This is a genomic window from Stenotrophomonas sp. YJH_SMC_14-1 (genome assembly GCF_059372275.1).
This window is the reverse complement of the sequence record NZ_JCAFVK010000004.1, coordinates 21,235-43,588: the sequence shown is the minus strand read 5'-3', so window position 1 is coordinate 43,588 and position 22,354 is coordinate 21,235. Positions and strand designations below refer to the sequence as shown.

The window sequence follows — 22,354 nt, the reverse complement described above, 5'->3', positions numbered from 1 at the left end:
CCTGTGGGCGCGGGCGCCAGGAAAGGTGGTTGCCAGTGTGCCCGGGGAAAGATGAATGGGCGATCAGGGCGACATTATGCCGCCCTGAACGTCCATCGGCGATTCAGCCACCGGATCCCGGCAGCTTGCCGTACAGCACCTGGCCACGGAAGCCACGCCGCACTTCGCGGTACAGCGCGCGGAACGCCGGATAGTCCTGCGGCTGGCACAATGCCTCCGGGCCGCGCACCGCATTCTGCTGCAAGCGGTGGTGCACGATCACCTCCTGGCCCTCGCGACTCCAGTCCACGCGGTACTCGCCGGCGGCATTGGCGAAACGCTGGCTGGCCGGAATGGCGATGATCGGCGCGTTGGCCGGGAACTGCAGGCGATAGGTTTCCTCGCGCAGGCTGGCATTGCAGTAGAACGGCGTCTCGTTGGCCGGCGCCGAGGCGGTAGCGTACAGGCCACGCACCGACTCGCCACCTGGCGGGTCCGGCACGGCCATGCCGCCGGCCACGCTGAAGTCGGCGTAGTCCTCGGCCTGGAACGCCATGCGATAGCCAAACGGCCGGGTCAGGTCGACCGGCACGCCCTGGATCTGCAGCTGCCCTCGCCCGTCGAAACCGGACGCGGCCATGATCTGCTCCTCGGCGCGCGCACGGTTCTGCGCGTTGAGCTGGGAGAACTGGGCGCGCATGCCGATCTCGGCGTTCTCGCCCAGCTTCGGAATCGTCTCGCCGCGCAGGTTGCCGTTGGCATCAAACGTGAAACGCACCTCCATCGACGTCGCATTGCGCTCCGGCGTATTGGCCGGGGTACGCGCCAGCGTAGCGTCACGGGTACGCATCACCGGTGCACCCAGGTCACCCTCTGGCAGCTGACCGAAGCGCGCCCACGCGGTGGTCGAATCCAGGTACAGATCAAACTCGGGAATGTAGGTGATGGCGTGGTTGAAGCGGCCCAGCACCGGAATCTTCGGCAACGTCGGGCCACCGCCCGCACCGATCAGCACGGGCGAGCTGGCGATCCCCTTGGCCGCCAGCAGCGCCTCCAGGATCGTCACGTGGTCCTTGCAGTCACCGTAGTGGTTGTCGAGGATGCTCTGCGCGCTGTTCGGCTCCAGCCCGCCATTGCCCAGGTACACCGCCACGTAGCGGATGTTCTGCGCCACCCAGCGGTACAGCGCATCAGCCTGCTCGCGGCGGTCGCTGATACCCGCGGTGATCTCATCAGCCAGCGCCTGCAGCGCCGGGGTCACCTCGGCCGCCGGGCCCGCCTTGAGCTGGTAGGCGCGACCCATCTGCGACCAGTCACGATAGGTACTGGCCATGATGTTCGGGCCGAACTCCCACCCCGCCGCCGACCAGTTCTGCGCCGGCATCGCCTCGCGACGCTGGTAGCGCCAGCGCCACTGCGCCTGGCCGTTCTTCACCGTCGGCCGATCGCTGCCCTGCACGCCGCGGCTGTCGATGAACATCGGCAGGTTGGCCGGCGCACTCAGGGTGACTTCGGCGTCCTCGTACTCGGTGAACACATTGAAGGTCTCCCACAGGCCGAAATAGCCCGGGAAGTACGGCGTGGCCTGGGTGCGGCGCACCTGGTAGTACAGGCGGGTGCCCGGGGCCAGGTTCGGGAACACGATCACCCGTACCTTGCGGTCGGCATACATCGCCGCCGAGGCGCTGGAGTAGCTTTCCTGGGTGTAGATGCGGTCGGCCGGCACGTCGCGGCGCTGGCCGTCGGCGGTGATGGTGTAGGCGCCAAGCACCTCCAGCGTTTCCATCTTCTCGCTGTAGCTCAGCCGCACCTGGCTGAACTGCTCGACCGAGGCCTTGGTCTTGAGCAGCACTTCGTAGGTTTCGGTCTGCACATTGCCGGCATCCGGCCGCACCTGGTAGTCGGCGCGGTAACGGACAATGCTGAAATTATTGCTGGCTTCGGTATCGCCGCTGGTGGAAGGCGGCGCCGTGGCGGGCGCGGAGGTGGCGGTGTCTGCCAGTGCCGGGCCGGCAGCCAGGAAGGCTGCCAGCGCCAGCGCCAGCGCGCTTGGTACGGGGTGAAGCATGCGTCGGTTCCTTGGACGTCGTGGGGGATACGTCGGGTCTTACTTCGGCGGCGGCGGTGCCAGCACCGTGCGGTCGCCGTTGTGCTCGGGCGGGCTGACCACGCCGGCCGCTTCCATGGCCTCGATCAGTCGCGCTGCACGGTTGTAGCCGATCTTCAGCCGGCGCTGCACGCCGGAAATCGATGCACGGCGGGTCTCGGTGACCACCCGCAGCGCTTCGTCATACAGCGGGTCGGACTCGTCGCCGGACGAACTGTTCTCGGGCAGGCCGGTGGCGCCGACGACCACGCCGTCGCCCATCGTCTGCACTTCGTCCAGCACGCCGTCCACATAGTCGGCAGGGCCCATCGCCTTGAGGTGCTCGACCACGCGATGCACTTCATCGTCGGACACGAACGCACCATGCACGCGCTCGGGCAGCGCGGTGCCCGGCGGCAGGTACAGCATGTCGCCGTGGCCGAGCAGGGTTTCCGCACCGGACTGGTCGAGGATGGTGCGCGAGTCGATCTTGGAGCTGACCTGGAAGGCGATACGGGTCGGGATGTTGGCCTTGATCAGGCCGGTGATCACGTCCACCGACGGGCGCTGCGTGGCCAGGATCAGGTGGATGCCGGCCGCACGTGCCTTCTGTGCCAGGCGCGCGATCAGCTCTTCCACCTTCTTGCCGACGATCATCATCATGTCGGCGAATTCGTCGATGAAGATGACGATGAACGGCAGGGTTTCCAGCGGGCGCGGCGCCTCGCCCAGTTCCGGGTTCGGCTTGAACAGCGGGTCCATCAGCGGCTGTCCTGCGTCCTGGGCTTCCTTCACCTTCTTGTTGAAGCCGGCCAGGTTGCGCACGCCCACTGCGCTCATCAGCTTGTAGCGGCGCTCCATCTCGGCCACGCACCAGCGCAGGCCGTTGGCGGCCTCCTTCATGTCGGTGACCACCGGCGCCAGCAGGTGCGGGATGCCCTGGTAGACGCTCAGTTCGAGCATCTTCGGGTCGATCATCAGCATCCGCAGGTCTTTCGGCGAGGCCTTGAACAACAGGCTCAGCACCATCGCGTTGACCGCCACCGACTTGCCCGAACCGGTGGTACCGGCCACCAGCAGATGCGGCATGCGCGCCAGGTCGGCCACGGTCGGGCGACCGGCGATGTCCTTGCCCAGCGCCAGGGTCAGCACGCTGGCCGACTTGTCATATTCCTTCGAGCGCAGCAGCTCGGACAGGAAGATCATCTCGCGGGTGACGTTGGGGATTTCCAGGCCGATCACCGACTTGCCCGGAATGACGTCGACCACGCGCACCGACTTCACCGACAAGCCGCGCGCGATGTCCTTGTCCAGCGAACTGATCTGGCTGACCTTGATACCCGGTGCCGGCTCGATCTCGAAGCGGGTGATGACCGGGCCGGGATTGGCGCCGACCACCTGCGCATCGATGCGGAAGTCCTTCAGCTTGAACTCGATCTGCCGCGACAGGGTCTCCAGCGTCTCCTCGTCGTAGCCCTTGGGCTGCGGCTTGGGATCATCCAGCAGCGCCAGCGGCGGCAGGTCCGAGCCATCACCGTTGACGCCGCGGAACATCGGAATCTGGGTATCGCGCTTGGCCCGATCGCTCTTCTCGATCACCGGCTCCGGACGCGGCTCGATCTTCACCGGCTCGCGCTTGGCGCGCACCTCGGCGTCGGCCTTGCGCACTTCCTGGCGCTCCTCGCGCATCACCCGGGTCTGCTTCCACTCGGTGACTTCTTCCTTCTTGCGTTCCAGCAACGGCGCCAGCGACATCACGCCGCGGCCGATCTTCTCCATCACCGTGAACCAGGACAGCCCGGTCGCGAGCGTGATCGAGGCCAGCAGCAGCACCAGCACGAACAGGTTGGCGCCCAGCGCGCCGAAGCCCACCGTGAGCGAATTGCCCACCAGCTTGCCAAGGATGCCGCCGGCGCTGGAGACGTCGCCACTGAACAGGCGCACGTGCAGGAAGCCGGTGCCGGCGATGAGGAAACCGACCAGGCCGACCAGGCGCAGCGCAGGATCCAGGTCGTTCTCGCCCTTGCTCTCGCGCTTGAGGCCGAACATGGCGATCCACCCCAGCGCGCCGAGCACCACCGGCAGCAGGAAGGCGATGTAGCCGAACAGCTGCAGCAGCACGTCGGCGATCCAGGCCCCGGCGCGGCCACCCAGGTTGTGCACTGGCGCGACCACACTGCCGGTATGCGACCAACCCGGATCAGTCGCCGAATAGGTGAAAAGACTGGCCGCCAGGTACAGCAGGGCCGGCGCGATGGCGATCAGGCCCAGATCGCGCCAGAGACGCTGGCGGCGTGGATTGTCGGTCGTCGCCGCCGCGGCCGTGCGACGTGACGCCTTGCTGTCGTCGGACTTGGAGCGTTCGGGGACCTGCTTCGCCACCTTAGACCATACCTTTGGAATGCGCTGTTAGTGATTGATAATAAACGAGACGGCGTCAGTTTTCAGTTACGCGACGTCCGGCAGGCCAATCCGGGGGCCGAAACCACTGCTGGATGACGGCGTTCCGTTCATCGGCTTGAATCGCCCTGCCCCAGCCACCACTCTATGACCAGCCGAGGATGCTGCGCAAACATCGCCAGCGCCTTGTCCCATCTACCTTTTCGCGAGTTTACATGAGCACCAGCCTGCCCTCCCGCCACCAGCGCCTCGTCATCCTCGGTTCCGGCCCGGCCGGTTGGACCGCCGCCGTCTACGCCGCCCGCGCCAACCTGAAGCCGGTCGTCATCACCGGCCTGCAGCAGGGCGGCCAGCTGATGACCACCACCGAGGTGGACAACTGGCCGGGTGACGCCCACGGCCTGATGGGCCCGGACCTGATGGCGCGCATGCAGGCCCATGCCGAGCGCTTCGAGACCGAGGTCATTTTCGACCACATCCACACCGCCGACCTGTCGCAGCGTCCGTTCAAGCTGATCGGCGACAGCCACGAGTACACCTGCGATGCGCTGATCATCGCCACCGGCGCCACCGCCAAGTACCTGGGCATCCCGACCGAAGACGAGTTCAAGGGCCGCGGTGTGTCCGCCTGCGCCACCTGTGACGGCTTCTTCTACCGCGACCAGGACGTGGTCGTGGTCGGTGGCGGCAACACCGCCGTGGAAGAGGCCCTGTACCTGTCCAACATCGCCCGCAAGGTCTACCTGGTCCACCGCCGCGACACACTGAAGGCGGAAAAGATCATGCAGGACAAGCTGTTCAAGAAGGTGGCCGAAGGCAAGATCGAGACCGTCTGGCACCACCAGGTGGAAGAAGTGCTGGGCAATGATGCCGGCGTGACCGGCGTGCGCGTGAAGTCCACCCTGGACGGCAGCACCCGCGACATCGACGCCCACGGCTTCTTCGTGGCCATCGGCCACCACCCGAACACCACCCTGTTCGACGGCCAGCTGGCAATGAACAACGGCTACCTGGAAATCCGTTCGGGCCTGGGCGGCAATGCCACCCAGACCTCGGTGGAAGGCGTGTTCGCCGCCGGCGACGTGGCCGACCAGCACTACCGCCAGGCGATCACCTCGGCCGGCTTCGGCTGCATGGCCGCGCTGGATGCCGAGCGCTACCTGGACGCGCAGGGCAAGGCCAGCTGAGAGGCTGACCCGCTCCTGTAGGGCCGAGCCACGCCCGACTCCGGATGAAAGGCCGACGCCAGTGCGTCGGCCTTTCTGTTTCATCTGCCCTATCCTTCCCTCATGCCTTCCCCCCGCTTCCTCGACTCCCTGCAGTCCATCCCCGCCACCGACTGGGATGCCCTGCACGACAGGCAGAACCCCTTCGTCAGCCACGTCTTCCTCTCAGGCCTTGAACAGCACGGCTGCCTGCGCGAGGACTGGGGCTGGCGGCCTTGGCACTTCACGCTCTGGGAAGGCGACAGCTTGGTCGGCGCCATTCCGGGCTACCTGAAGACCAATTCGCACGGCGAGTTCGTGTTCGACCATGCGTGGGCCAACGCGTATGCCCGTCATGGCCGCGACTACTATCCGAAGTGGCTGGGCGCGGTGCCGTACTCACCGGTCACCGGCCCGCGGTTGCTGGCCCGTCACGATTCAGATCGCGCCACCTTGCTGTCGGCATTGCGCGAGGCGCTGCCGGCACTGGACGTGTCCTCGGCCCATATCAACTTCCACACCGCAGTGGACGAGGCGCTGTTCGGCGATGACTGGCTGCTGCGCGAAGACGTGCAGTTCCAGTGGCAGAACCCGGGCGATTGGGTCACGTTCGAGCAGTTCCTTGGCGCGATGAACCACAAGCATCGCAAGAACATCCGCCAGGAACGGGCCAAGGTCACCCGCCAGGGCATCACCTTCCGCGTGGTGCACGGCGATGAAGCCAGCCGTGCCGACCTGCAGGCGATGTATCGCTTCTACCTGCAGACGTTCCTCGAGTACGGCAACGCTCCGGCGCTCACCGAGGCCTTCCTGCGCCATCTGGCCATTTCATTGGGCCGCAGGCTGGTGCTGTTCCTGGCCGAACAGGACGGCGAGCCGATTGCCGGCGCGCTGTGCCTGCGCGGTGGCGACACCCTGTACGGCCGCTACTGGGGCGGCGCCACCCTGCCCGGCCTGCACTTCGAGGCCTGCTACTACCAGGGCATCGAGTACTGCCTGCGCGAAGGGCTGACCCGATTCGAACCGGGTGCACAGGGCGAGCACAAGCTGGCGCGGGGCTTCCTGCCGACGCTGGTGCGCAGCCGGCACTGGGTGGCTGATGCGGATTTCGCAGAAGCACTGCAGGATTGGTGCCGGCAGGAACGGCGCGATGTGCGGCGCTACCAGCGGGAGCTGCAGGGGCATGGGCCGTTCCGCGTAGAGCCGTAGTGCCGAGCTGGCTCGACTGGCGCGGCGCCGAGAAGCGTGCCAACCAGGGTTGGCACCTACCAGGGCAGTGGGGCGCGCCAACCAACGTTGGCACCTATCAGGACAATGGCGAGGGCGCTGCGCTCAGGTGCACTGCCAGAAGTGCCCGCTCACCCGGCACTTCGCACACCAGAACGTATAGAGCATGCCGCCGCTGCCCCACAGCAGCGTGCCCTCACTCGTGGTGGGCAGCGTCGAATCCAGCTGCATCACGAAGGGCATCTCCTCGCCGCAATCGATGCACGCCGGGTACCAGGCACTCTGCACCCAGCTGGGCGCGCCGCCCACGCGCGACAGGTTCTGCCGATGGTTGGACTGGCCCCAGTCCTGCTGCTGCCACCGCAGGGTATCCATGGCGACCAGGCCGATCTCGGCACGCATCAGGTCACCGCTGTCGGTCGGCGTGGCCGGCACCTCCAGACGCTGGCTGGGGTGGCAGCTGGGCAGGCCGACGGCATCGTGGCGATAGAAGCGCACGGGCGGGTCTTCCCAGCCGCAGCAGTCCAGGCACAGGCCCAGCGTGATCTCACCCGCCGCGCCCGGCTGCAGCGCGGCAGCGTCGGTTCGCATCAGGCGCTGCAGCGGTGCATGGCAGCTGCCACACAACGCTTCCAGCGGTCCTCCCATCTGCCCCGCATGGTGCACCTGCCCACCATTCCAGGTCGGGTGCAGGCGCCAGATACGCTTGCGCCAGCTCGGTTCGTCCGCCTGCTGCGCGCGATGCTGCTCGCGGCCAAAGCGGATGTGCAGCGGCCGCTCCCCATGCAGGCGGCGCGGCAGCGGCCCATCGGCCACGCCGGCCCAATGCGCCCAGACCTCAGCATCCAGCGCGCCCCAGTCAGCGAGGTAGCCGCGGGCAACGGCATAGCTCTCGGGCTGCGCCGCGAGCAGCAGCGCCCTGGCCCGCGCCATTTCGCGATCGTCATCGGCTTCGGCCAGAATCTGCGCCCACTGCACGGCAGTGGCAGACGGCAGGCCCCGCCACACCTGCGAGGCCAGCTGCAGCTCATCTTCAATGGCCACCGCCAGCAAGGCTTCCCAGTCGTCCTGCAGCACCTGCGGCGCCTGGTAGCTGGCGAATTCGATCACGCTGGCCAGCAGCTCACCGCGCTCACCATCACGATAGCGACGCCAGGCCTCGGCACAGACCGGCGCAACCGCTTCGTCGGGCAGCAGATCCAGCGTCATGTCGAGAAAGGCCGAGCTGGGTGAACGCCGGGCAAGGGCCAGCCGCATCAGCGCACCGAGCTGACCCGGCTGCTCAGTCGCCAGCGCCAGCAGCATGCTCTGGCTGTCGTTGCACGTGCGCGGGTTGTCGTGCACATCGAGGATGGCGGTGATCGCGTCACTCATGCGTGGGCTCCTTGCCGTTGGAAGCTGATGGTGCCAGACATCAGCGGTCACCACGACGAATACAATGAGGGCATGACCCGCCAGCTGCCCTGGCGCCTGGCTGATGCGCCGGACGCCCCCTTTCCTCCAGCCGAGACCGCGCTGCGCCAGCCCGACGGCCTGCTCGCCGTCGGCGGTGACCTGCACCCGGTGCGCCTGCTCAATGCCTACGCTGGCGGCATCTTTCCGTGGTTCAGCGAGGGCGAGCCGATCCTGTGGTGGTCGCCGGACCCGCGCATGGTGTTCCGCACCGAGGGCGTGCATCTGTCCAGCCGGTTCCGCCGCCAGCTGCGCAGCAGTACGTGGGAGGTCACCGCCGACACCGCCTTCAACCGCGTGATGCGCGCCTGTGCGGCAGCGCCGCGGCCCGGCCAGGACGGCACCTGGATCAGCCCGGCGATGGTCGAGGCCTACGGCCAGCTGCACGACCTGGGCTTCGCCCATTCGTTTGAAGTCTGGGACCAGCAGACCCTCGTCGGTGGCATCTACGGGGTGGCAATCGGGTCGATGTTCTTCGGCGAAAGCATGTTCAGTGGTGCCAGCGGCGGCTCCAAGATCGCCCTGGCCGCCCTGGCATCCACCCTGCATGGTTGGGGCTGGGAACTGATCGATGCCCAGGTGGAGAATCCGCACCTGCTGCGGATGGGCGCCGAGCACCTGCCACGCGAGGAATTCCTGCAGCATGTGCGCCGGGCCGTGCGCGGTGACGGCCGGGAAGGCCCGTGGACCCAAGCGGTTGGACGCCTGCCAGCACGGCGTTTGGCCGGGGGTTAACACAAACTTTGCAAGCTGGCGCCGTCACGCGTAAAATACCGCGCCTTAGGCCCAGCGTGGCCGTTTTCTGAACCGCACAGGACTACATGTCGAAAGACGATTCCATCGAGTTCGAGGGCACCGTCAGCGAGACGCTGCCGAACACCACTTTCCGCGTTCGCCTGGAAAATGGGCACGAAATCATCGCCCATATCTCCGGCCGCATGCGCAAGAACTACATCCGCATCCTCACCGGTGACCGGGTCAAGGTTGAAATGACCCCGTATGACCTGACCAAGGGTCGTATCACCTACCGCATGAAGTAAGCGGTCGGCGCCTGGCGCCACTCGACAAGGCCAGCCCTGGTTGCTGGCCTTTTGTCATGCCCGGAATCCGGCCCTGCCGGAGGTCACCGTGACCGAGCTCACCGTGGCGTCGGTCAGCCCCGCTTGCGGCAGATTCGCGCCTGCAGCAGCCGCGGCATCGTGGGATCCGATCCAGTCCGGATCGCCACCCCCTCCCGATCATGAACGCCCTGCTCCCGCACGTCCTGCTGCCGGCAGTTCTGCTGGTCAGCCTCCCCCTGGCGGCATTCGCCGCTGAACCCAGCAAGCCCTCCAACGCGTCCGAGTGCATTGCCCTCGGCGCCAATCGCGATATCCGCCCCTCCAGCACGGAACGCGAGGTGCTGCTGCGCGACGGCGACAACCACTATCGGGTGCACCTGCAGAAGCGCTGCCTGGGCGCTGCCGCCTCGGCCAGCTATGTCTTCTTCACGCCCAGTACCCCTGAACGGATCTGCGGCGATGCCCGCAGCACACTGAAAACCGACAGCAACCACTGCACCGTGACCCGGATCGAACCGATCGATGCGGCGACCTTCAGGCGGCTGGCGCAGCAGGGGCGTTGAGTTGCAGTGCATGCGACAAGGGCGGCCGAAGCCGCCCTTGTCATTTCCAGTCTTTCACGCCAAGCCTGCGGCGTCAGCTCATTCCACCGCGACCGGCAGCAGCCGCTCCGGCTCGGCCTGGGTCTCGACCACCAGCTCGTCGTCGCGCACGTCGATGCTGACCTTGCCGCCGTTGACCAGCTTGCCGAACAGCAGCTCGTCGGCCAGCGGACGCTTGATCTTGTCCTGGATCACGCGGGCCATCGGACGGGCACCCATCAGCGGGTCGAAACCATGATGGGCCAGCCAGTCGCGCGCGGTCGGGGTGGCCGACAGGCTGACGTGCTTGTCCTGCAGCAGCATCTCCAGCTCGATCAGGAACTTGTCGACCACGCGCAGGATGTGCTCGAAGCCCAGCGCCTGGAACTGCACCACCGCGTCAAGACGGTTGCGGAATTCCGGGGTGAAGCTGCGGCGGATGGTCTCCATCGCGTCGGTGGCATGGTCCTGCTTGGTGAAGCCGATCGACCGCCGCGAGGCCTGCGCGGCGCCGGCATTGGTGGTCATCACCAGCACCACGTTCTTGAAGTTCGCTTCGCGACCGTTGGTATCGGTCAGCACACCGCGATCCATCACCTGCAACAGGATGTTGAAGATGTCCGGATGCGCCTTCTCGATCTCATCCAGCAGCAGCACGCAATGCGGCGTCTTGACGATCTTCTCGGTCAGCAGGCCGCCCTGGTCGAAACCGACGTAGCCCGGAGGCGCGCCGATCAGGCGGCTGATCGAATGCGGCTCCATGTACTCGGACATGTCGAAGCGGACCAGCTCGATGCCCAGCTGCAACGCCAGCTGCTTGGTCACTTCGGTCTTGCCGACACCGGTCGGCCCGGCGAACAGGAAGTTGCCGATCGGCTTTTCCGGGTTGCCCAGGCCCGAACGGGCCAGCTTGATCGCCGAGGACAGCGTCTCGATGGCCGGGTCCTGGCCGAAGATCACCATCTTCAGGTTGCGCTCCAGGTGCTGCAGCACATCCTTGTCGGTGGCACTGACCTGCTTGGCCGGGATCCGCGCCATCTTGGCCACGATCGCCTCGACCTCCTCGACGTCGATCAGCTCCTTGCGCTGGTCCTCGGGCAGCAGGCGCTGGCGGGCACCGGCCTCGTCGATCACGTCGATGGCCTTGTCAGGCAGCAGGCGGTCGCCGATGTGCTTCACCGACAGGTCCACTGCGGCCTGCAGGGCCTCGTCGGAGTAGGTCACACCGTGATGCAGCTCGTACTTGGACTTCAGGCCCTGCAGGATCTCGTAGGTCTCGCCCACCGTCGGCTCGACGATGTCGATCTTCTGGAAGCGGCGCGCCAGCGCGCGGTCCTTCTCGAAGATGCCGCGGTATTCCTGGAACGTGGTCGAGCCGATGCAGCGCAGCTCGCCCGACGCCAGCGCCGGCTTGATCAGGTTGGACGCATCCATGGTGCCGCCCGACGCCGAACCGGCACCGATGATGGTGTGGATCTCGTCGATGAACAGCACCGCGTTGGGCACCTTCTTCAGCGCGGTCAGCACGCTCTTCAGGCGCTTCTCGAAGTCGCCACGGTACTTGGTACCAGCCACCAGTGCGCCCAGGTCGAGCGAGTAGATCACCGCGTCGGCCAGCACGTCGGGCACCGAGCCTTCGATGATGCGGCGGGCCAGGCCCTCGGCGATGGCCGTCTTGCCTACGCCCGCCTCACCGACGTACAGCGGATTGTTCTTGCGGCGGCGGCACAGAACCTGGATGGTGCGCTCGATCTCGTCGGCACGGCCCACCAGCGGGTCGATGCGACCGGCCCGGGCCTGGTCGTTGAGGTTGCTGGCGAATTCGGTCAGGGCATCTCCCTTGGGCTCGCCCTCCCCGCCTTCCATGCGGCTCTCGCCCTCCGGGGACGAAGACTGCTCGCCTTCATCGCCCAGCTTGGCGATGCCATGGGACAGGTAATTGACCACATCCAGCCGGGTCACATCCTGCTGGTTGAGGTAATAGACGGCGTGGGAGTCCTTTTCGCCGAAGATGGCGACCAGCACATTGGCGCCGGTGACCTCCTTCTTGCCCGAGGACTGCACGTGGTACACGGCCCGCTGCAGCACACGCTGGAAGCCCAGGGTCGGCTGGGTGTCGCGGCCATCGTCTTCCGCCAGGCGGGACACGGAGGCCTCGATGGCCTGCTCCAGCTCCTGGCGCAGGCGGTCGGCATCGGCACCACAGGCCTTCAGTACGGCCTGGGCTGACGGGTTGTCGAGCAGTGCCAGCAGCAGGTGTTCGACCGTCATGAACTCATGCCGGGCCTCACGGGCGCGCTTGTAGCACTGGCCGATGGTGTGTTCGAGGTCTTTGCTGAACATGGATTACTCCGGCGGCAGATGGGGACAATATGCGGCCTGACTACGCGATTTCCATCACCCTAGCGGATTGCTGCGTTCAGATGGCGTTAGCAGTACAGATCGCTTGATCTTCATTCACTCCAGGACAGCCCACCCAGCATGAGCGAACCCTACCTGAGCCGCTGGCGATTGCGGCGTGATGGCCCGGCCATCCGTACGCCCCACGCCCGGCTCTGGCCGGTGCTGACCGCTGCGGGCGAGCCAGCGATGCTGAAGATCAGCAGCGAGACCGAGGAGCAGAACAGCCATCGCCTGCTACGCTGGTGGAACGGCGATGGCGCCGCCCGCCTGCTGGCCCACGAGGGGCCTGCGATCCTGATCGAGCGTGCCCGCGGTGACTCGCTGCGGCAACGCTCGATCGAGGGCGACGATGACGCCTGCACCGCGATCCTGTGCCAGGTCCTGCAGCGGCTGCACCGGCCACGGAGCGCGCCGCCAGCGGAACTGGTCTGCCTGCGTACATGGTTCGCCGACCTGCTGCAGCCAAGGGCTGTGCTGCCGCCACTGCTGGAACAGTGCAGATCACTGGCGGAGGGGCTGCTGCGTGACGAACAGGAGATCCGGCCGCTGCACGGCGACCTGCATCATGACAATGTGCTGGATTTCGGCCCGCGCGGCTGGTTGGCGATCGACCCGAAGCGACTGCTGGGGGACCGTGCGTTCGATTACACGACGATGTTCAGCAACCCGGACCTCTGTGGTCCGGGCATCCACGTTGCGACGCGGCCCGAGCGGTTTGCGATCCGCCTTGAGCAGGTCTGTGCGCTGGCCGAACTGGAACGCACACGCCTGCTGCGCTGGATCGCGGCCAGCACTGCGCTGTCGGCAGTGTGGTTCAGGGATGACGGCGACCCGGCCGATATCGACGAGACAGTCGCCCGGATGGCCCTGGAGGCGCTGGCGGAAGCGTGAAACCCACCCCGTAGGCGCCCACCCTGGTGGGCACGCCCCATCCACGGTCGATACAGGCTTCTGCCTTGGTAGGTGCCCACCTTGGTGGGCACACCCATCCGGGATCGATGTGCCCGGACGAGAATCGGCAGCTGGTCAGGCCTTTTCCATCGTGCACAGCAGCGGGTGCTGGTTCATCCGCGAGTACTCGTTGACCTGGGCGACCTTGGTCTCGGCCACTTCGCGGGTGAACACCCCGCACACGCCGCGGCCGCGGGTATGGACGTGCAGCATCACCTGCGTGGCCTTGTCCAGGTCCATGCTGAAGAACTGCTGCAGCACATCCACCACGAAATCCATCGGGGTGTAGTCATCATTGAGCAGCATCACCTGGTAGAACGGCGGCGGCGCCACTTCCGGGCGCGCGGCCTCTACGGCGACGCCGTGCTCGTGCTGGGAATCGGGGGAAGACTCATGGGGCATCGGGCCATTATAGAGGCTCGGGCGCGCCTGCGTCGGCCTGCTGCAGATTGGACGGCACGCACGCCCACCGTCACAATTGCACCCTCTCTCAACACTGTTTCACAGGATCTTCATGAAAAGGACCCTTCTCCCCGCCTTCCTGATCGCTCTGGCTGCCACCGGCTCCGCTGCCGCCGCAGACGCCGACAAGGCCGTGGCCCGCCATCTGGACAAGCTGGGCTACACCTACGAAGTCGATGAGGACGGCGACTACCGCATGGTCTTCGACGTCGAGGGTGACCGCACCCAGATGGTCTACGTGCGTTCGTCGGTGGAAGATTTCGGTACCCACAACATCCGCGAGATCTGGTCGCCGGCCTACAACGCCAAGACCAAGCAGTTCCCGGTGGCCGTGGCCAACCGCCTGCTGGAAGATTCGCAGGATGCCAAGATGGGCGGCTGGGTAAAGCAGGACACCACCGCCATGTTCGTGGTCAAGATCGACGCCGATGCCACTGCCGAGCAGCTCAGCGACGCCATCGATGCGGCCATCCGCACCGCCGACGCCATGGAGCTGGAACTGACCAAGAAGGACGAGTTCTGAGTTGAACGCCACGCCGGACCCGCGCTGGGCACCGCACGCCACCGTCGCCACGGTGGTGGTCGACGGCGGCCGCGTGTTGCTGGTTGAAGAGACCATCGATGGCCGGCAGGTGCTGAACCAGCCGGCCGGCCACCTCGAGCCGGGCGAAAGCCTGGCCGAGGCAGCCCTGCGCGAGACCCGCGAGGAAACCGGCTGGACGGTGCAGCTGACCCATTTCATCGGCTGCTACCAGTGGACTGCCGGCGACGGCACCGCCTTCCTGCGATTCTGCTACGCGGCGCGCCCGGTCTCGCACGACCCGGCGCAGCCACTGGACACCGGCATCGACCGCGCGCTGTGGCTGACCCCGGCCGAACTGCAGGCCGCCGGCGAGCGCCAGCGCAGCCCGCTGGTCTGGCAGGTGGTGGCTGATTACCTGGGTGGCCAGCGCCATCCGCTTTCGCTGGTCCAGGAGGTCGCATGAGCACGCCGCGCGTGATGGTGGGCGTCTCCGGAGGTGTCGACTCTTCGGTCGCCGCCTGGCGCCTGGTACAGCAGGGCGAAGCCGTGGCCGGCCTGTTCATGCAGAACTGGGCCGACGATGGCAGCGGCGACTGCCGCGCCGAGGACGACCGCCGCGATGCGGTGGCCGTCTGCGGCCTGCTCGGCATCCCATTCCACTTCCGCGATTTCTCCAGCGAGTACTGGCAGGGCGTGTTCGAGCACTTCCTGGCCGAGTACGCCGCCGGGCGCACCCCGAATCCGGACGTGCTGTGCAACCGCGAAGTGAAGTTCAAGCACTTCCTGGATGCCGCCCGCGAGCTGGGCGCCGAGCGCATCGCCACCGGCCACTATGCACGAGTGACCCAGCGCGGCCACCAGTGGCTGCTGCTGCGCGGCGCCGACCGTTCCAAGGACCAGAGCTACTTCCTGCACCAGCTGGGCCAGGAGCAGCTGGCGGCCACCCTGTTCCCGATCGGCGACCTGGAAAAGACCGACCTGCGCCGGATCGCGCGTGACGTCAGCCTGCCGACCCACGCCAAGAAGGACTCCACCGGCATCTGCTTCATCGGCGAGCGTGACTTCCGCGAGTTCCTCGGCCGCTACCTGCCGGCCAGGCCCGGCCAGATCCTCGACCCGGCCGACGGCAGCGTGATCGCCGAACATCCTGGCGTGTTCTATTTCACCCTGGGCCAACGCGAGGGCCTGAACATCGGCGGCGTGCGTGGACGCCCGGCCGCGCCGTGGTACGTGGTCGGCAAGGATGTGGCCAGCAACGTGCTGTACGTGGACCAGGACCGCGACAGCAAGTGGATGCTGTCCGAGCGCCTGCGTTCGGAAACCGCGCACTGGATCGCCGGTTCGCCGCCGGCACGGCGCTTCGAATGCACCGCCCAGACCCGCTACCGCCAGCCCGATGAGCCGTGTACGGTCCAGGTGCTGGACGATGGCAGCGTGCTGGTCACCTTCGCGCGCCCGCAGCGCGCCGTTACCCCCGGTCAATCGCTGGTGCTGTATGACGGTGACGTGTGCCTGGGTGGCGCGGTGATCGCCGCCACCGATGCGCCGCTGGAACAGCGCCTGCGCACCACCCCTTCCCCTTTTGAGGTAATCGCTGCATGAGTTTCACTGTCGACGACCGCGTCCTGGCCCTGGCCGGCATTGCCCAGGCCCTGCAGCAGGTACGCCGCATCGCCGATACCGGCCATTCCGACGCCGCCGCCGTGCGCACCGCCGTGGACAGCGTGTTCCGTGTCGATGCGTCCTCGCCGCAGGAGGTGTTCGGTGACCGCCATGCACTGAAGTCCGGCCTGCGCCTGCTGCACAACTACTTCCGCAGCCAGGGCCAGGACCCGATCCTGCCCAAGCTGGCCCTGTCGGTGCTGCAGCTGGAGCGCCGCTTCGTTCAGGATGGCGCCACCGTGAACAAGGTCGCCTCCGGCATCGAGCGCGCCCAGCGCCAGGCCACCGAACTGGGCGACAGCGGCCACCCGGACGTGCTGGCCAATCTGGGAGGCCTTTACGCCGACACCATCAGCCACCTCAAGCCGCGGGTCATGGTGCAGGGCAACCCACACTACCTGGGCCAGGCTGGCGTGGTGGCCGAAATCCGCGCCCTGCTGCTGGCCGCGGTGCGCGCTGCGGTGCTGTGGCGGCAGCTGGGCGGCAGCTACTGGGACTTCCTGTTCAGCCGCAAGGCGATGATCGAGGCCGTGGACCGGCAGCTGGCCTGAGGGTGTGGGGTCGGATCCCTTTCCGGCACGGAAAGGGCCCTGACCCCGAAGCCGCCAAGGCGCCGGAAAACCGGCGCATTCAGAATGCACTTCGAGGCACATCGACGTTAAAGAGAAAGGGGGTACGGCCGATACATCCTCCGTGCACCTCCCGAGAACGTCCATGTACTCACGCATTTTCATCCGTCTGGCCGCCCCCCTGGCTCTGACCCTGCTGCTCCCCTTCGCCATCGGTTTCGAATGGCCGGCCGCCCTGCGCTGGGCGATCCTGACCACGATGACGCTGAGCTGGCTCGGCTTTGCGTGGTGGACCACCCGCGCCCAGGCACACCGTTCCCCGGAACACGCCCGTGTCCTGCGTGAGCAGGACCAGCTGCTGACCGAACTGCGCAATTTCGTCGGCAACGAGATCGAGGGTTCGCGCGGCGAAGTGGAACGCGCCCGCGACCTGATCCGCCAGGCCGTCTCCAGCCTCGGTGGCAGCTTCGATGCGATGAACCGCAAGTCGCGCCAGCAGAGCCAGGCCCTGTCGCGCATCGTCGACCGCGCCGGTGACGAAGGCAATGCCGGCCTCGACGTTGCCCGTTTCGCCCAGCACGCCAGCCACCGCATGGAACAGCTGGTCGAAGCGCTGGAACAGGTGAGCGGCCAGAGCAGCACCACCGTGCAGCACATCGACCAGATGGCGCAGCACCTGGATGGCATCTTCGCGCTGCTGGAAGACGTCAAGTCGATCGCCGACCAGACCAACCTGCTGGCCCTGAACGCTGCCATTGAAGCGGCACGTGCCGGTGAAGCCGGTCGTGGCTTCGCGGTGGTCGCCGACGAAGTGCGCAACCTGTCCGAGCGCTCGACCACCTTCAACGAGCAGATCCGCAAGCTGGCACACAGCTCCAAGGACGCCATCGCCAAGGTGCGCGAGACGGTCTCGCACATGGCCTCGCGTGACATGGACCGCTCCCGCGAAGCGCGCCAGGAAGCGGCGGCGATGCTCGACAACGTCGCGCAGATCAATGCCTCGCTGGGTGACGGCATGCGCGAAGTGTCCGAGTGCGCCCGTTCGATCGATGGCAGCGTAGCCGAAGCCGTGCGCGCCCTGCAGTTCGAGGACATCGCCACCCAGGCGCTGGGCGGCGTGCACACCCACCTGGACCGCCTGACCGCGATCAACCGCGAAGCGGTGGCCCTGCAGGAGCTGCTGCACCGCAATGGCGGCGTGTTCGACGAAGAGATCGCCACGGCCCTGCAGCGCACCGGCAACCGCCTGCGCGAACTGCGCAGCGAATGGGAACGCCCGCCGCACAAGCCGGTTGCCCAGCAGAGCATGGGTGCCGGCACCGTCGAGCTGTTCTGACCCTGATGTCCGCTGCCCTCGCCGGCAGCCCGCAAGGCCCCGGTTCGTCCGGGGCCTTTGCCTGTGACCCGCCGTTGGATGCATCCTGTACCCGCACCATGACCCTGATCCGCGCCCTGCCCTCCCTCACCGATACCGAGCGCCCGCGCAACGCGAGCGTGCGTGAGCAGCTGCAGCAGCTGGAGGATGTGGCACGCGAGGAGATCCGCGAACTGCAGCAGCTGGCGGACGCGCGCCCGGCCCCGCCGCGGGCGGACGAGGCGCTGCTGGGACTGGCCTGGGACCTGGGGTTGGACGGGGAAGCGCTGAAGTAGATCCACGCCGTGCGTGGACGGCTTTCATCCGCCGGTGTGACGCCTGGCCCTCGCCGCAACATCCACGCAAGGCGTGGATCTACCGGGGTGGCGAAATCGTTGTGGCATGATCCACCGATCCCGTTCATGGAAGACCGATGGCCATCACCCTGATCGCACTCCTGCTGATCGAGACCGTCCTTCTGATGGCCTGGGTGGCCGGCTATTTCAGCTGGGGCATCACGCTGTTCAACGAACGCATCGCGGCGTCACCGGCCATGCAGGCCCGGCTCTCGCTGGGCAGCCTGGAGCGTGACCTGCCCCAGGACAGATGGCTGCAACTGGCCTTCCATGCGCTGCCCGATGGCAGCGTGGCGTTCCGCGAGAGCTTCGCGCCGAGCTTCGGCCTGCGCTACTTCCCGGTGATGCGCGGTCGCATCGTACTCAACGCGCGACGGCACGAAGTGCGGGTGATCGGCCTGTGCAGCTGGTTCGTGGCGATCCTGTCGCTGTTGCTGTTGCCACTGGTGGCGATGCGCCCGATGGTGGCGCCGATGCTGCTGGTGCTTCCGCTGTTCCTGGCCAGCTATCTGGTCCAGAAGCGGCGCTATGCGGCCATTGTAGAAGCGCTGCGCATGCAGCTGAGGGCGGATTTTCCGAGGTAGATCCACGCCATGCGTGGATGATCGAGAGGCACAGGCATCCGTGCCGACCAACGGTCGGCCCCCACCAAAGCGGGTTGCGGTAGATCCACGCCATGCATGGATGGTCGCCATGCGGCGCCTGCTTAGGCATCCGGGACACCCTTTCCGTGCCGACTGAGAACACCCGAGACAATCCCCGCGCCAATCGCGCCGAAACCGAAAGCGATGACATTCCTGACGGTCGATATGAGCAGCGCGAAGTTCAGTTGCCACGCGGTAGGAGGTAACCACCTGGAAATGTCCTGCAGCCGATCAGATAGCAGCTCGAAGCTCAGATAGTTCACGCTTGCACTGAGTATCAGGAGACTTCCAAACACACATTTCGAATGATCGCCATGTACGTTTCTTCTGCAGAAGAGGTAGAAAACCAGGTAGCAATTGATCACCAACGACGCAATTGCGCTGGCGAAACTACCGTCGGCCGTGATGAAACGCGCCTCCGGCAGCCGTGCCTGAAGCTCACTGAGCCCACCCCAAGTGCAGAGCGCGACGACAACGAACATCTCGACCATGCGCATGTCGCTAGTTCGGGAAGGATCGTCGATCCATTCCCGGAAGCGAACAGGCAAACTCTTCGCGTCGCAATCCTCGCCCGATCCTGCTGATGAAATAATGCGCAACTGAGGAATCATCTACTCAGCGCACCAGCATCACTTCCCCACTGGCATCGGTGCGCAGCGAAACCGGCTGTGGCTGGCGCAGCCACTGCGCCAGGTCACGCGGGCTGAGCGGGCGCGAGTACAGGTAGCCCTGGATCTCGTCGCAGCCCTGGCGGCGCAGCATGTCCTCTTCCTGGTGCGTTTCCACACCTTCGGCCACCACCTTCATGCCCAGCGCGTGGCCCAGGTGCACGATGGCCTGGGTCACTTCGGCCGTACCCGAATCGTGCAGCATGCCCTGCACGAAACTGCGGTCGATCTTCAGGCGCCCCACCGGGAAGCGGTTGAGGTAGTTGAGATTGGAGAAGCCGGTACCGAAGTCATCCACCGCCAGCGGCACGCCGTGCCGTTCCAGCACGTCGAAGCAATGGCGCAGGATGTCGGTGTCACGGATCAACGCCGACTCGGTCAGTTCCAGCTCCAGCCGCTGCGGTGGCCAGCCATGGGCGTGGCAGATTTCGATCACGCGCTCGGCAAAGCCGCGGTCTCGCAGCTGTACCGCAGAAACATTCACCGCAATGCGGTCGAAACGCAGACCGGCACGGTCCCAGGCGGTTGCCTGGCGGCAGGCCTCATTCAGCACCCAGTCGCCGATCCGCACGATCTCGCCGCATTTTTCGGCAATGGGGATGAACTCGGCCGGGCTGCAGTAGCCGATCCCGGGGCGGTGCCAGCGCAACAGTGCCTCGATCGCCGGCGGCTCGCCGTGGTGGGCGTGCAGCAGCGGCTGGTAGGCCAGGCTGAACTCTTCGCGCTCGATGGCGCCGTGCAGGGCATGCTCCAGCTCCAGCTTGCGCTGGATGCGGGCCAATGCGTCCTGGCTGTAGTACTGGTAGGTGTTGCGCCCCGCTTCCTTGGCCGCGTACATCGCGGCATCGGCGGCACGCAGCAATGAATCGAAATCGGTCTGTGCATCGCCCAGCATCGCGATGCCGACGCTGGCGCCGACCTTCAACGTGGTCTCGCCACGACGCAGCGGCTCGGCCAGCGAAGCGATCAGCTTGCGCGCGACGTGGCCGGCGTCTTCCGGCTCGGCCAGGTCGCGCAGTACCACGATGAATTCATCACCACTGAAGCGGCCGAACAGGTCGTTGTTGCGCAGGTTCTGGTGCAGGCGCGTCGCAGCGGCCTTCAGCAGTGCATCGCCGGTGGCGTGGCCGAAGCTGTCGTTGATGGTCTTGAAGCCATCCAGGTCGATGAACAGCATCGCCAGCGATGTGCCACGGTCACGTGCTTCCTCGATGGCCTCTGCCGTCTGCTCGCCAAGCAGCACGCGATTGGGCAGGCCGGTCAGCAGATCGTAGTGGGCCAGCAGTTCGATGCGCTCGTTGGCCTCGCGCTCACGCGTTATGTCACGGAACAGCACCACGAAGCGCGGCGGCAGGCCGTCACGGCGGTCCAGCTCGATCAGCACCTGCACCCAGACGCGCAGGCCGGACTGGCGGTAGAAGCACAGGTCCAGCTGCTCGGGCAACCCGCCGTTGGCGATGCGCGCCAACGCCGCTTCGAAGGCGTTGCGTGAGTCCTCGGTGTACAACGCCAGCGCCTGGTCGAGGGTGATCGGTTCCTTGCGCAGGCCGTGAATGCGATAGCACTCCTCGGTCCACTGCATGTGCCGGGTCTTCACCTCGATCTCGCAGCCGCCGATGCGGCCCAGCGCGGAGACGCGGTTGAGCAGCTCGGTGCGCCAGCGGATCAACGCGTCGGTCTGGTGCTGCTCGGTGATGTTCTGCACCTGTCCGAGCAGTCGCTTGGGCTGTCCGTCCATGTCCAGCAACGGCTGCATCCACAGCCGCAGGTGCTGCGACGGCTCGTTGCCCCGGGTCAGTTCCAGTTCGAGATTGGCGGCACGGCCATCGCGCCACAACCGCCGCCACGCCGCACGCAATGCGCCACGTGAACGTGGGTGCAGCTGCTTCAGCCAGCGCCGCTGGCCGGGTACGGCGCCCTGCTCCAGCGCAAGCATCGAACGCAGCTCCGGCGACCACCAGAAATGACCACTGCTGGGGTCGAACGACCAGCTGCCCATGCTGGCGATGCGCTGGGCCTCGCTCAGGTGAAGCTGCTGTTCCTGCAGCAGCCCTTCCAGCTGCTTCTGCTGTTCGATATCGGTATGGGTACCGACCATGCGCAGCGGCTGGCCATCGGCGGTGCGCGCGACCACGCGGCCCCGGTCCAGTACCCAGCGCCACTGGCCATCGGCCTGGCGGAAACGGAACTGCGCGCTGTACTGCTCGCTCAAGCCACGCAGATGCTCGTCCAGTGCGGCCCGCACCTGGGCGATGTCCTCGCCGTGCACGCGGGCCAGCATCTCGATGGCGGTTTCATCGCCCACTGCCGGGGTGCGCACCACACGGTCACTGGGAATGTCCCAGTCCCACAGGCTGTGGCCGGCACTGTCCAGCGCCAGCTCCCAGCGCCCACCGCCGCCGAGCGGCACCGGTTCGGGAATGCTCAGCGTGAAGGCCAGCAGGTTGCCGGCGCCATCGTGCACGGCGCGCAGGTGGCCATCGTAGTGCCCGTGCGGGCCACCCGGCAGCGTGCAGGCCACGATGCCGCCATCGGCAGCCATCAGGCGCAGATCTTCCAGCATCGGCGCATACGCAGCCACGGTGGCCGGCAGGCCATGCTCGCGCGCAGCCGGATTGGCCGCCAGCGGGCGACCCGTGCGGTCGACGATGACCAGCGCCGACGCAAGCGGGTGCTGCAGCAGGCTGGCGATGATCCCTTGGTCCACGCGATCTTGCTCCGGATGACACGCCCGTCAGCGGGGCACGCAGTGGTTAACGGCGCCTGCGGCG

At 66.5% G+C, this 22,354-nt stretch carries 20 protein-coding genes; 13 read left to right on the top strand and 7 right to left on the bottom strand.

Going from position 1 to position 22,354, the window contains the following annotated elements:
* Positions 1 to 103 precede the first annotated feature (103 nt).
* Both AC5P9P_RS11815 and AC5P9P_RS11810 read right to left on the bottom strand, forming a co-directional pair.
* Positions 104 to 2,047: a DUF3857 domain-containing protein gene (locus AC5P9P_RS11815; RefSeq protein ID WP_005409602.1), complete on the bottom strand. Its 1,944-nt coding sequence runs from the start codon at positions 2,045 to 2,047 to the stop codon at positions 104 to 106.
* Between the two features lie 39 nt (positions 2,048 to 2,086).
* Complete coding sequence (locus tag AC5P9P_RS11810; RefSeq protein ID WP_049452652.1) at positions 2,087 to 4,447, bottom strand: DNA translocase FtsK; 2,361 nt, start codon at positions 4,445 to 4,447, stop codon at positions 2,087 to 2,089.
* A gap of 233 nt (positions 4,448 to 4,680) precedes the next feature.
* On the opposite strand from AC5P9P_RS11810, the gene trxB reads away from it, so the two are divergent.
* Together trxB and AC5P9P_RS11800 are read left to right on the top strand one after the other, a co-directional pair.
* Positions 4,681 to 5,652, top strand: a complete 972-nt coding sequence (trxB, locus tag AC5P9P_RS11805) for a thioredoxin-disulfide reductase (RefSeq protein ID WP_005409600.1) — start codon at positions 4,681 to 4,683, stop codon at positions 5,650 to 5,652.
* 102 nt (positions 5,653 to 5,754) lie between these two features.
* Entirely contained in the window at positions 5,755 to 6,879 is a 1,125-nt protein-coding gene (locus AC5P9P_RS11800; protein ID WP_495232787.1) for a GNAT family N-acetyltransferase, read from the top strand.
* A gap of 123 nt (positions 6,880 to 7,002) precedes the next feature.
* Here AC5P9P_RS11800 and AC5P9P_RS11795 read toward each other — a convergent pair whose 3' ends face one another.
* Entirely contained in the window at positions 7,003 to 8,271 is a 1,269-nt protein-coding gene (locus AC5P9P_RS11795; protein ID WP_049403821.1) for a hypothetical protein, read from the bottom strand.
* Positions 8,272 to 8,343: 72 nt separating this feature from the next.
* Here AC5P9P_RS11795 and aat point away from each other — a divergent pair, with 72 nt between their 5' ends.
* The 3 genes from aat to AC5P9P_RS11780 all read left to right on the top strand — a co-directional run bounded on the left by aat (position 8,344) and on the right by AC5P9P_RS11780 (position 9,973).
* Complete coding sequence (gene aat, locus AC5P9P_RS11790) at positions 8,344 to 9,084, top strand: leucyl/phenylalanyl-tRNA--protein transferase (RefSeq protein ID WP_495232844.1); 741 nt, start codon at positions 8,344 to 8,346, stop codon at positions 9,082 to 9,084.
* 86 nt (positions 9,085 to 9,170) lie between these two features.
* Positions 9,171 to 9,389 (top strand): translation initiation factor IF-1, encoded by a 219-nt coding sequence (gene infA, locus AC5P9P_RS11785; RefSeq protein WP_005409596.1) that lies wholly within the window; start codon positions 9,171 to 9,173, stop codon positions 9,387 to 9,389.
* A gap of 200 nt (positions 9,390 to 9,589) precedes the next feature.
* Positions 9,590 to 9,973, top strand: coding sequence for a hypothetical protein (locus AC5P9P_RS11780; protein ID WP_032966709.1), 384 nt, complete (start codon positions 9,590 to 9,592; stop codon positions 9,971 to 9,973).
* Positions 9,974 to 10,051: 78 nt separating this feature from the next.
* Here the strand turns inward: AC5P9P_RS11780 and clpA are convergent, their stop codons facing one another.
* Positions 10,052 to 12,334 carry an ATP-dependent Clp protease ATP-binding subunit ClpA gene (gene clpA / locus AC5P9P_RS11775; RefSeq protein WP_049403819.1) on the bottom strand — a complete coding sequence of 761 codons (2,283 nt, stop codon included), beginning with the start codon at positions 12,332 to 12,334 and terminating at the stop codon, positions 10,052 to 10,054.
* A gap of 138 nt (positions 12,335 to 12,472) precedes the next feature.
* Between clpA and AC5P9P_RS11770 the strand changes: the two genes are divergently transcribed.
* Positions 12,473 to 13,285, top strand: a complete 813-nt coding sequence (locus AC5P9P_RS11770) for an APH(6) family putative aminoglycoside O-phosphotransferase (protein WP_033835505.1) — start codon at positions 12,473 to 12,475, stop codon at positions 13,283 to 13,285.
* 135 nt (positions 13,286 to 13,420) lie between these two features.
* On the opposite strand, the gene clpS is transcribed toward AC5P9P_RS11770, so the two are convergent.
* Positions 13,421 to 13,747 carry an ATP-dependent Clp protease adapter ClpS gene (gene clpS / locus AC5P9P_RS11765; protein WP_005409592.1) on the bottom strand — a complete coding sequence of 109 codons (327 nt, stop codon included), beginning with the start codon at positions 13,745 to 13,747 and terminating at the stop codon, positions 13,421 to 13,423.
* A gap of 112 nt (positions 13,748 to 13,859) precedes the next feature.
* Between clpS and AC5P9P_RS11760 the strand changes: the two genes are divergently transcribed.
* From AC5P9P_RS11760 to AC5P9P_RS11730, 7 genes are all read left to right on the top strand, one after another.
* On the top strand, positions 13,860 to 14,330 hold the full coding sequence (locus AC5P9P_RS11760; protein WP_033835504.1) for a hypothetical protein: 471 nt from the start codon (positions 13,860 to 13,862) through the stop codon (positions 14,328 to 14,330).
* Position 14,331: 1 nt separating this feature from the next.
* On the top strand, positions 14,332 to 14,793 hold the full coding sequence (locus AC5P9P_RS11755; RefSeq protein WP_049403817.1) for an NUDIX hydrolase: 462 nt from the start codon (positions 14,332 to 14,334) through the stop codon (positions 14,791 to 14,793).
* Positions 14,790 to 15,932 carry a tRNA 2-thiouridine(34) synthase MnmA gene (mnmA, locus tag AC5P9P_RS11750; protein ID WP_005413280.1) on the top strand — a complete coding sequence of 381 codons (1,143 nt, stop codon included), beginning with the start codon at positions 14,790 to 14,792 and terminating at the stop codon, positions 15,930 to 15,932. The genes AC5P9P_RS11755 and mnmA overlap by 4 nt, the downstream gene beginning before the upstream one ends.
* Entirely contained in the window at positions 15,929 to 16,543 is a 615-nt protein-coding gene (hflD, locus tag AC5P9P_RS11745) for a high frequency lysogenization protein HflD (RefSeq protein ID WP_005413279.1), read from the top strand. The genes mnmA and hflD overlap by 4 nt, the downstream gene beginning before the upstream one ends.
* A 163-nt stretch (positions 16,544 to 16,706) precedes the next feature.
* Entirely contained in the window at positions 16,707 to 17,897 is a 1,191-nt protein-coding gene (locus tag AC5P9P_RS11740) for a methyl-accepting chemotaxis protein (protein WP_111188278.1), read from the top strand.
* Between the two features lie 98 nt (positions 17,898 to 17,995).
* Positions 17,996 to 18,211, top strand: coding sequence for a hypothetical protein (locus tag AC5P9P_RS11735; RefSeq protein ID WP_049397481.1), 216 nt, complete (start codon positions 17,996 to 17,998; stop codon positions 18,209 to 18,211).
* Positions 18,212 to 18,348: 137 nt separating this feature from the next.
* On the top strand, positions 18,349 to 18,855 hold the full coding sequence (locus AC5P9P_RS11730) for a hypothetical protein (RefSeq protein ID WP_288468921.1): 507 nt from the start codon (positions 18,349 to 18,351) through the stop codon (positions 18,853 to 18,855).
* A 122-nt stretch (positions 18,856 to 18,977) separates the two neighbouring features.
* On the opposite strand, the gene AC5P9P_RS11725 is transcribed toward AC5P9P_RS11730, so the two are convergent.
* Both AC5P9P_RS11725 and AC5P9P_RS11720 read right to left on the bottom strand, forming a co-directional pair.
* Complete coding sequence (locus AC5P9P_RS11725; protein WP_288468920.1) at positions 18,978 to 19,526, bottom strand: hypothetical protein; 549 nt, start codon at positions 19,524 to 19,526, stop codon at positions 18,978 to 18,980.
* 4 nt (positions 19,527 to 19,530) lie between these two features.
* Positions 19,531 to 22,290: a bifunctional diguanylate cyclase/phosphodiesterase gene (locus AC5P9P_RS11720; protein WP_231522839.1), complete on the bottom strand. Its 2,760-nt coding sequence runs from the start codon at positions 22,288 to 22,290 to the stop codon at positions 19,531 to 19,533.
* Positions 22,291 to 22,354 lie beyond the last annotated feature (64 nt).

What these genes read in the sequence shown, in the direction of transcription:
- AC5P9P_RS11815 (WP_005409602.1), bottom strand. Translation starts at nt 2,047, where the DNA reads ATGCTTCACCCCGTACCAAGCGCGCTGGCGCTGGCGCTGGCAGCCTTC.
- AC5P9P_RS11770 (WP_033835505.1), top strand. Translation starts at nt 12,473, where the DNA reads ATGAGCGAACCCTACCTGAGCCGCTGGCGATTGCGGCGTGATGGCCCG.
- AC5P9P_RS11725 (WP_288468920.1), bottom strand. Translation starts at nt 19,526, where the DNA reads ATGATTCCTCAGTTGCGCATTATTTCATCAGCAGGATCGGGCGAGGAT.
- AC5P9P_RS11780 (WP_032966709.1), top strand. Translation starts at nt 9,590, where the DNA reads ATGAACGCCCTGCTCCCGCACGTCCTGCTGCCGGCAGTTCTGCTGGTC.
- infA (WP_005409596.1), top strand. Translation starts at nt 9,171, where the DNA reads ATGTCGAAAGACGATTCCATCGAGTTCGAGGGCACCGTCAGCGAGACG.
- AC5P9P_RS11760 (WP_033835504.1), top strand. Translation starts at nt 13,860, where the DNA reads ATGAAAAGGACCCTTCTCCCCGCCTTCCTGATCGCTCTGGCTGCCACC.
- AC5P9P_RS11740 (WP_111188278.1), top strand. Translation starts at nt 16,707, where the DNA reads ATGTACTCACGCATTTTCATCCGTCTGGCCGCCCCCCTGGCTCTGACC.
- clpA (WP_049403819.1), bottom strand. Translation starts at nt 12,334, where the DNA reads ATGTTCAGCAAAGACCTCGAACACACCATCGGCCAGTGCTACAAGCGC.
- hflD (WP_005413279.1), top strand. Translation starts at nt 15,929, where the DNA reads ATGAGTTTCACTGTCGACGACCGCGTCCTGGCCCTGGCCGGCATTGCC.
- AC5P9P_RS11730 (WP_288468921.1), top strand. Translation starts at nt 18,349, where the DNA reads ATGGCCATCACCCTGATCGCACTCCTGCTGATCGAGACCGTCCTTCTG.
- aat (WP_495232844.1), top strand. Translation starts at nt 8,344, where the DNA reads ATGACCCGCCAGCTGCCCTGGCGCCTGGCTGATGCGCCGGACGCCCCC.
- trxB (WP_005409600.1), top strand. Translation starts at nt 4,681, where the DNA reads ATGAGCACCAGCCTGCCCTCCCGCCACCAGCGCCTCGTCATCCTCGGT.
- mnmA (WP_005413280.1), top strand. Translation starts at nt 14,790, where the DNA reads ATGAGCACGCCGCGCGTGATGGTGGGCGTCTCCGGAGGTGTCGACTCT.
- AC5P9P_RS11735 (WP_049397481.1), top strand. Translation starts at nt 17,996, where the DNA reads ATGACCCTGATCCGCGCCCTGCCCTCCCTCACCGATACCGAGCGCCCG.
- AC5P9P_RS11795 (WP_049403821.1), bottom strand. Translation starts at nt 8,271, where the DNA reads ATGAGTGACGCGATCACCGCCATCCTCGATGTGCACGACAACCCGCGC.
- AC5P9P_RS11800 (WP_495232787.1), top strand. Translation starts at nt 5,755, where the DNA reads ATGCCTTCCCCCCGCTTCCTCGACTCCCTGCAGTCCATCCCCGCCACC.
- clpS (WP_005409592.1), bottom strand. Translation starts at nt 13,747, where the DNA reads ATGCCCCATGAGTCTTCCCCCGATTCCCAGCACGAGCACGGCGTCGCC.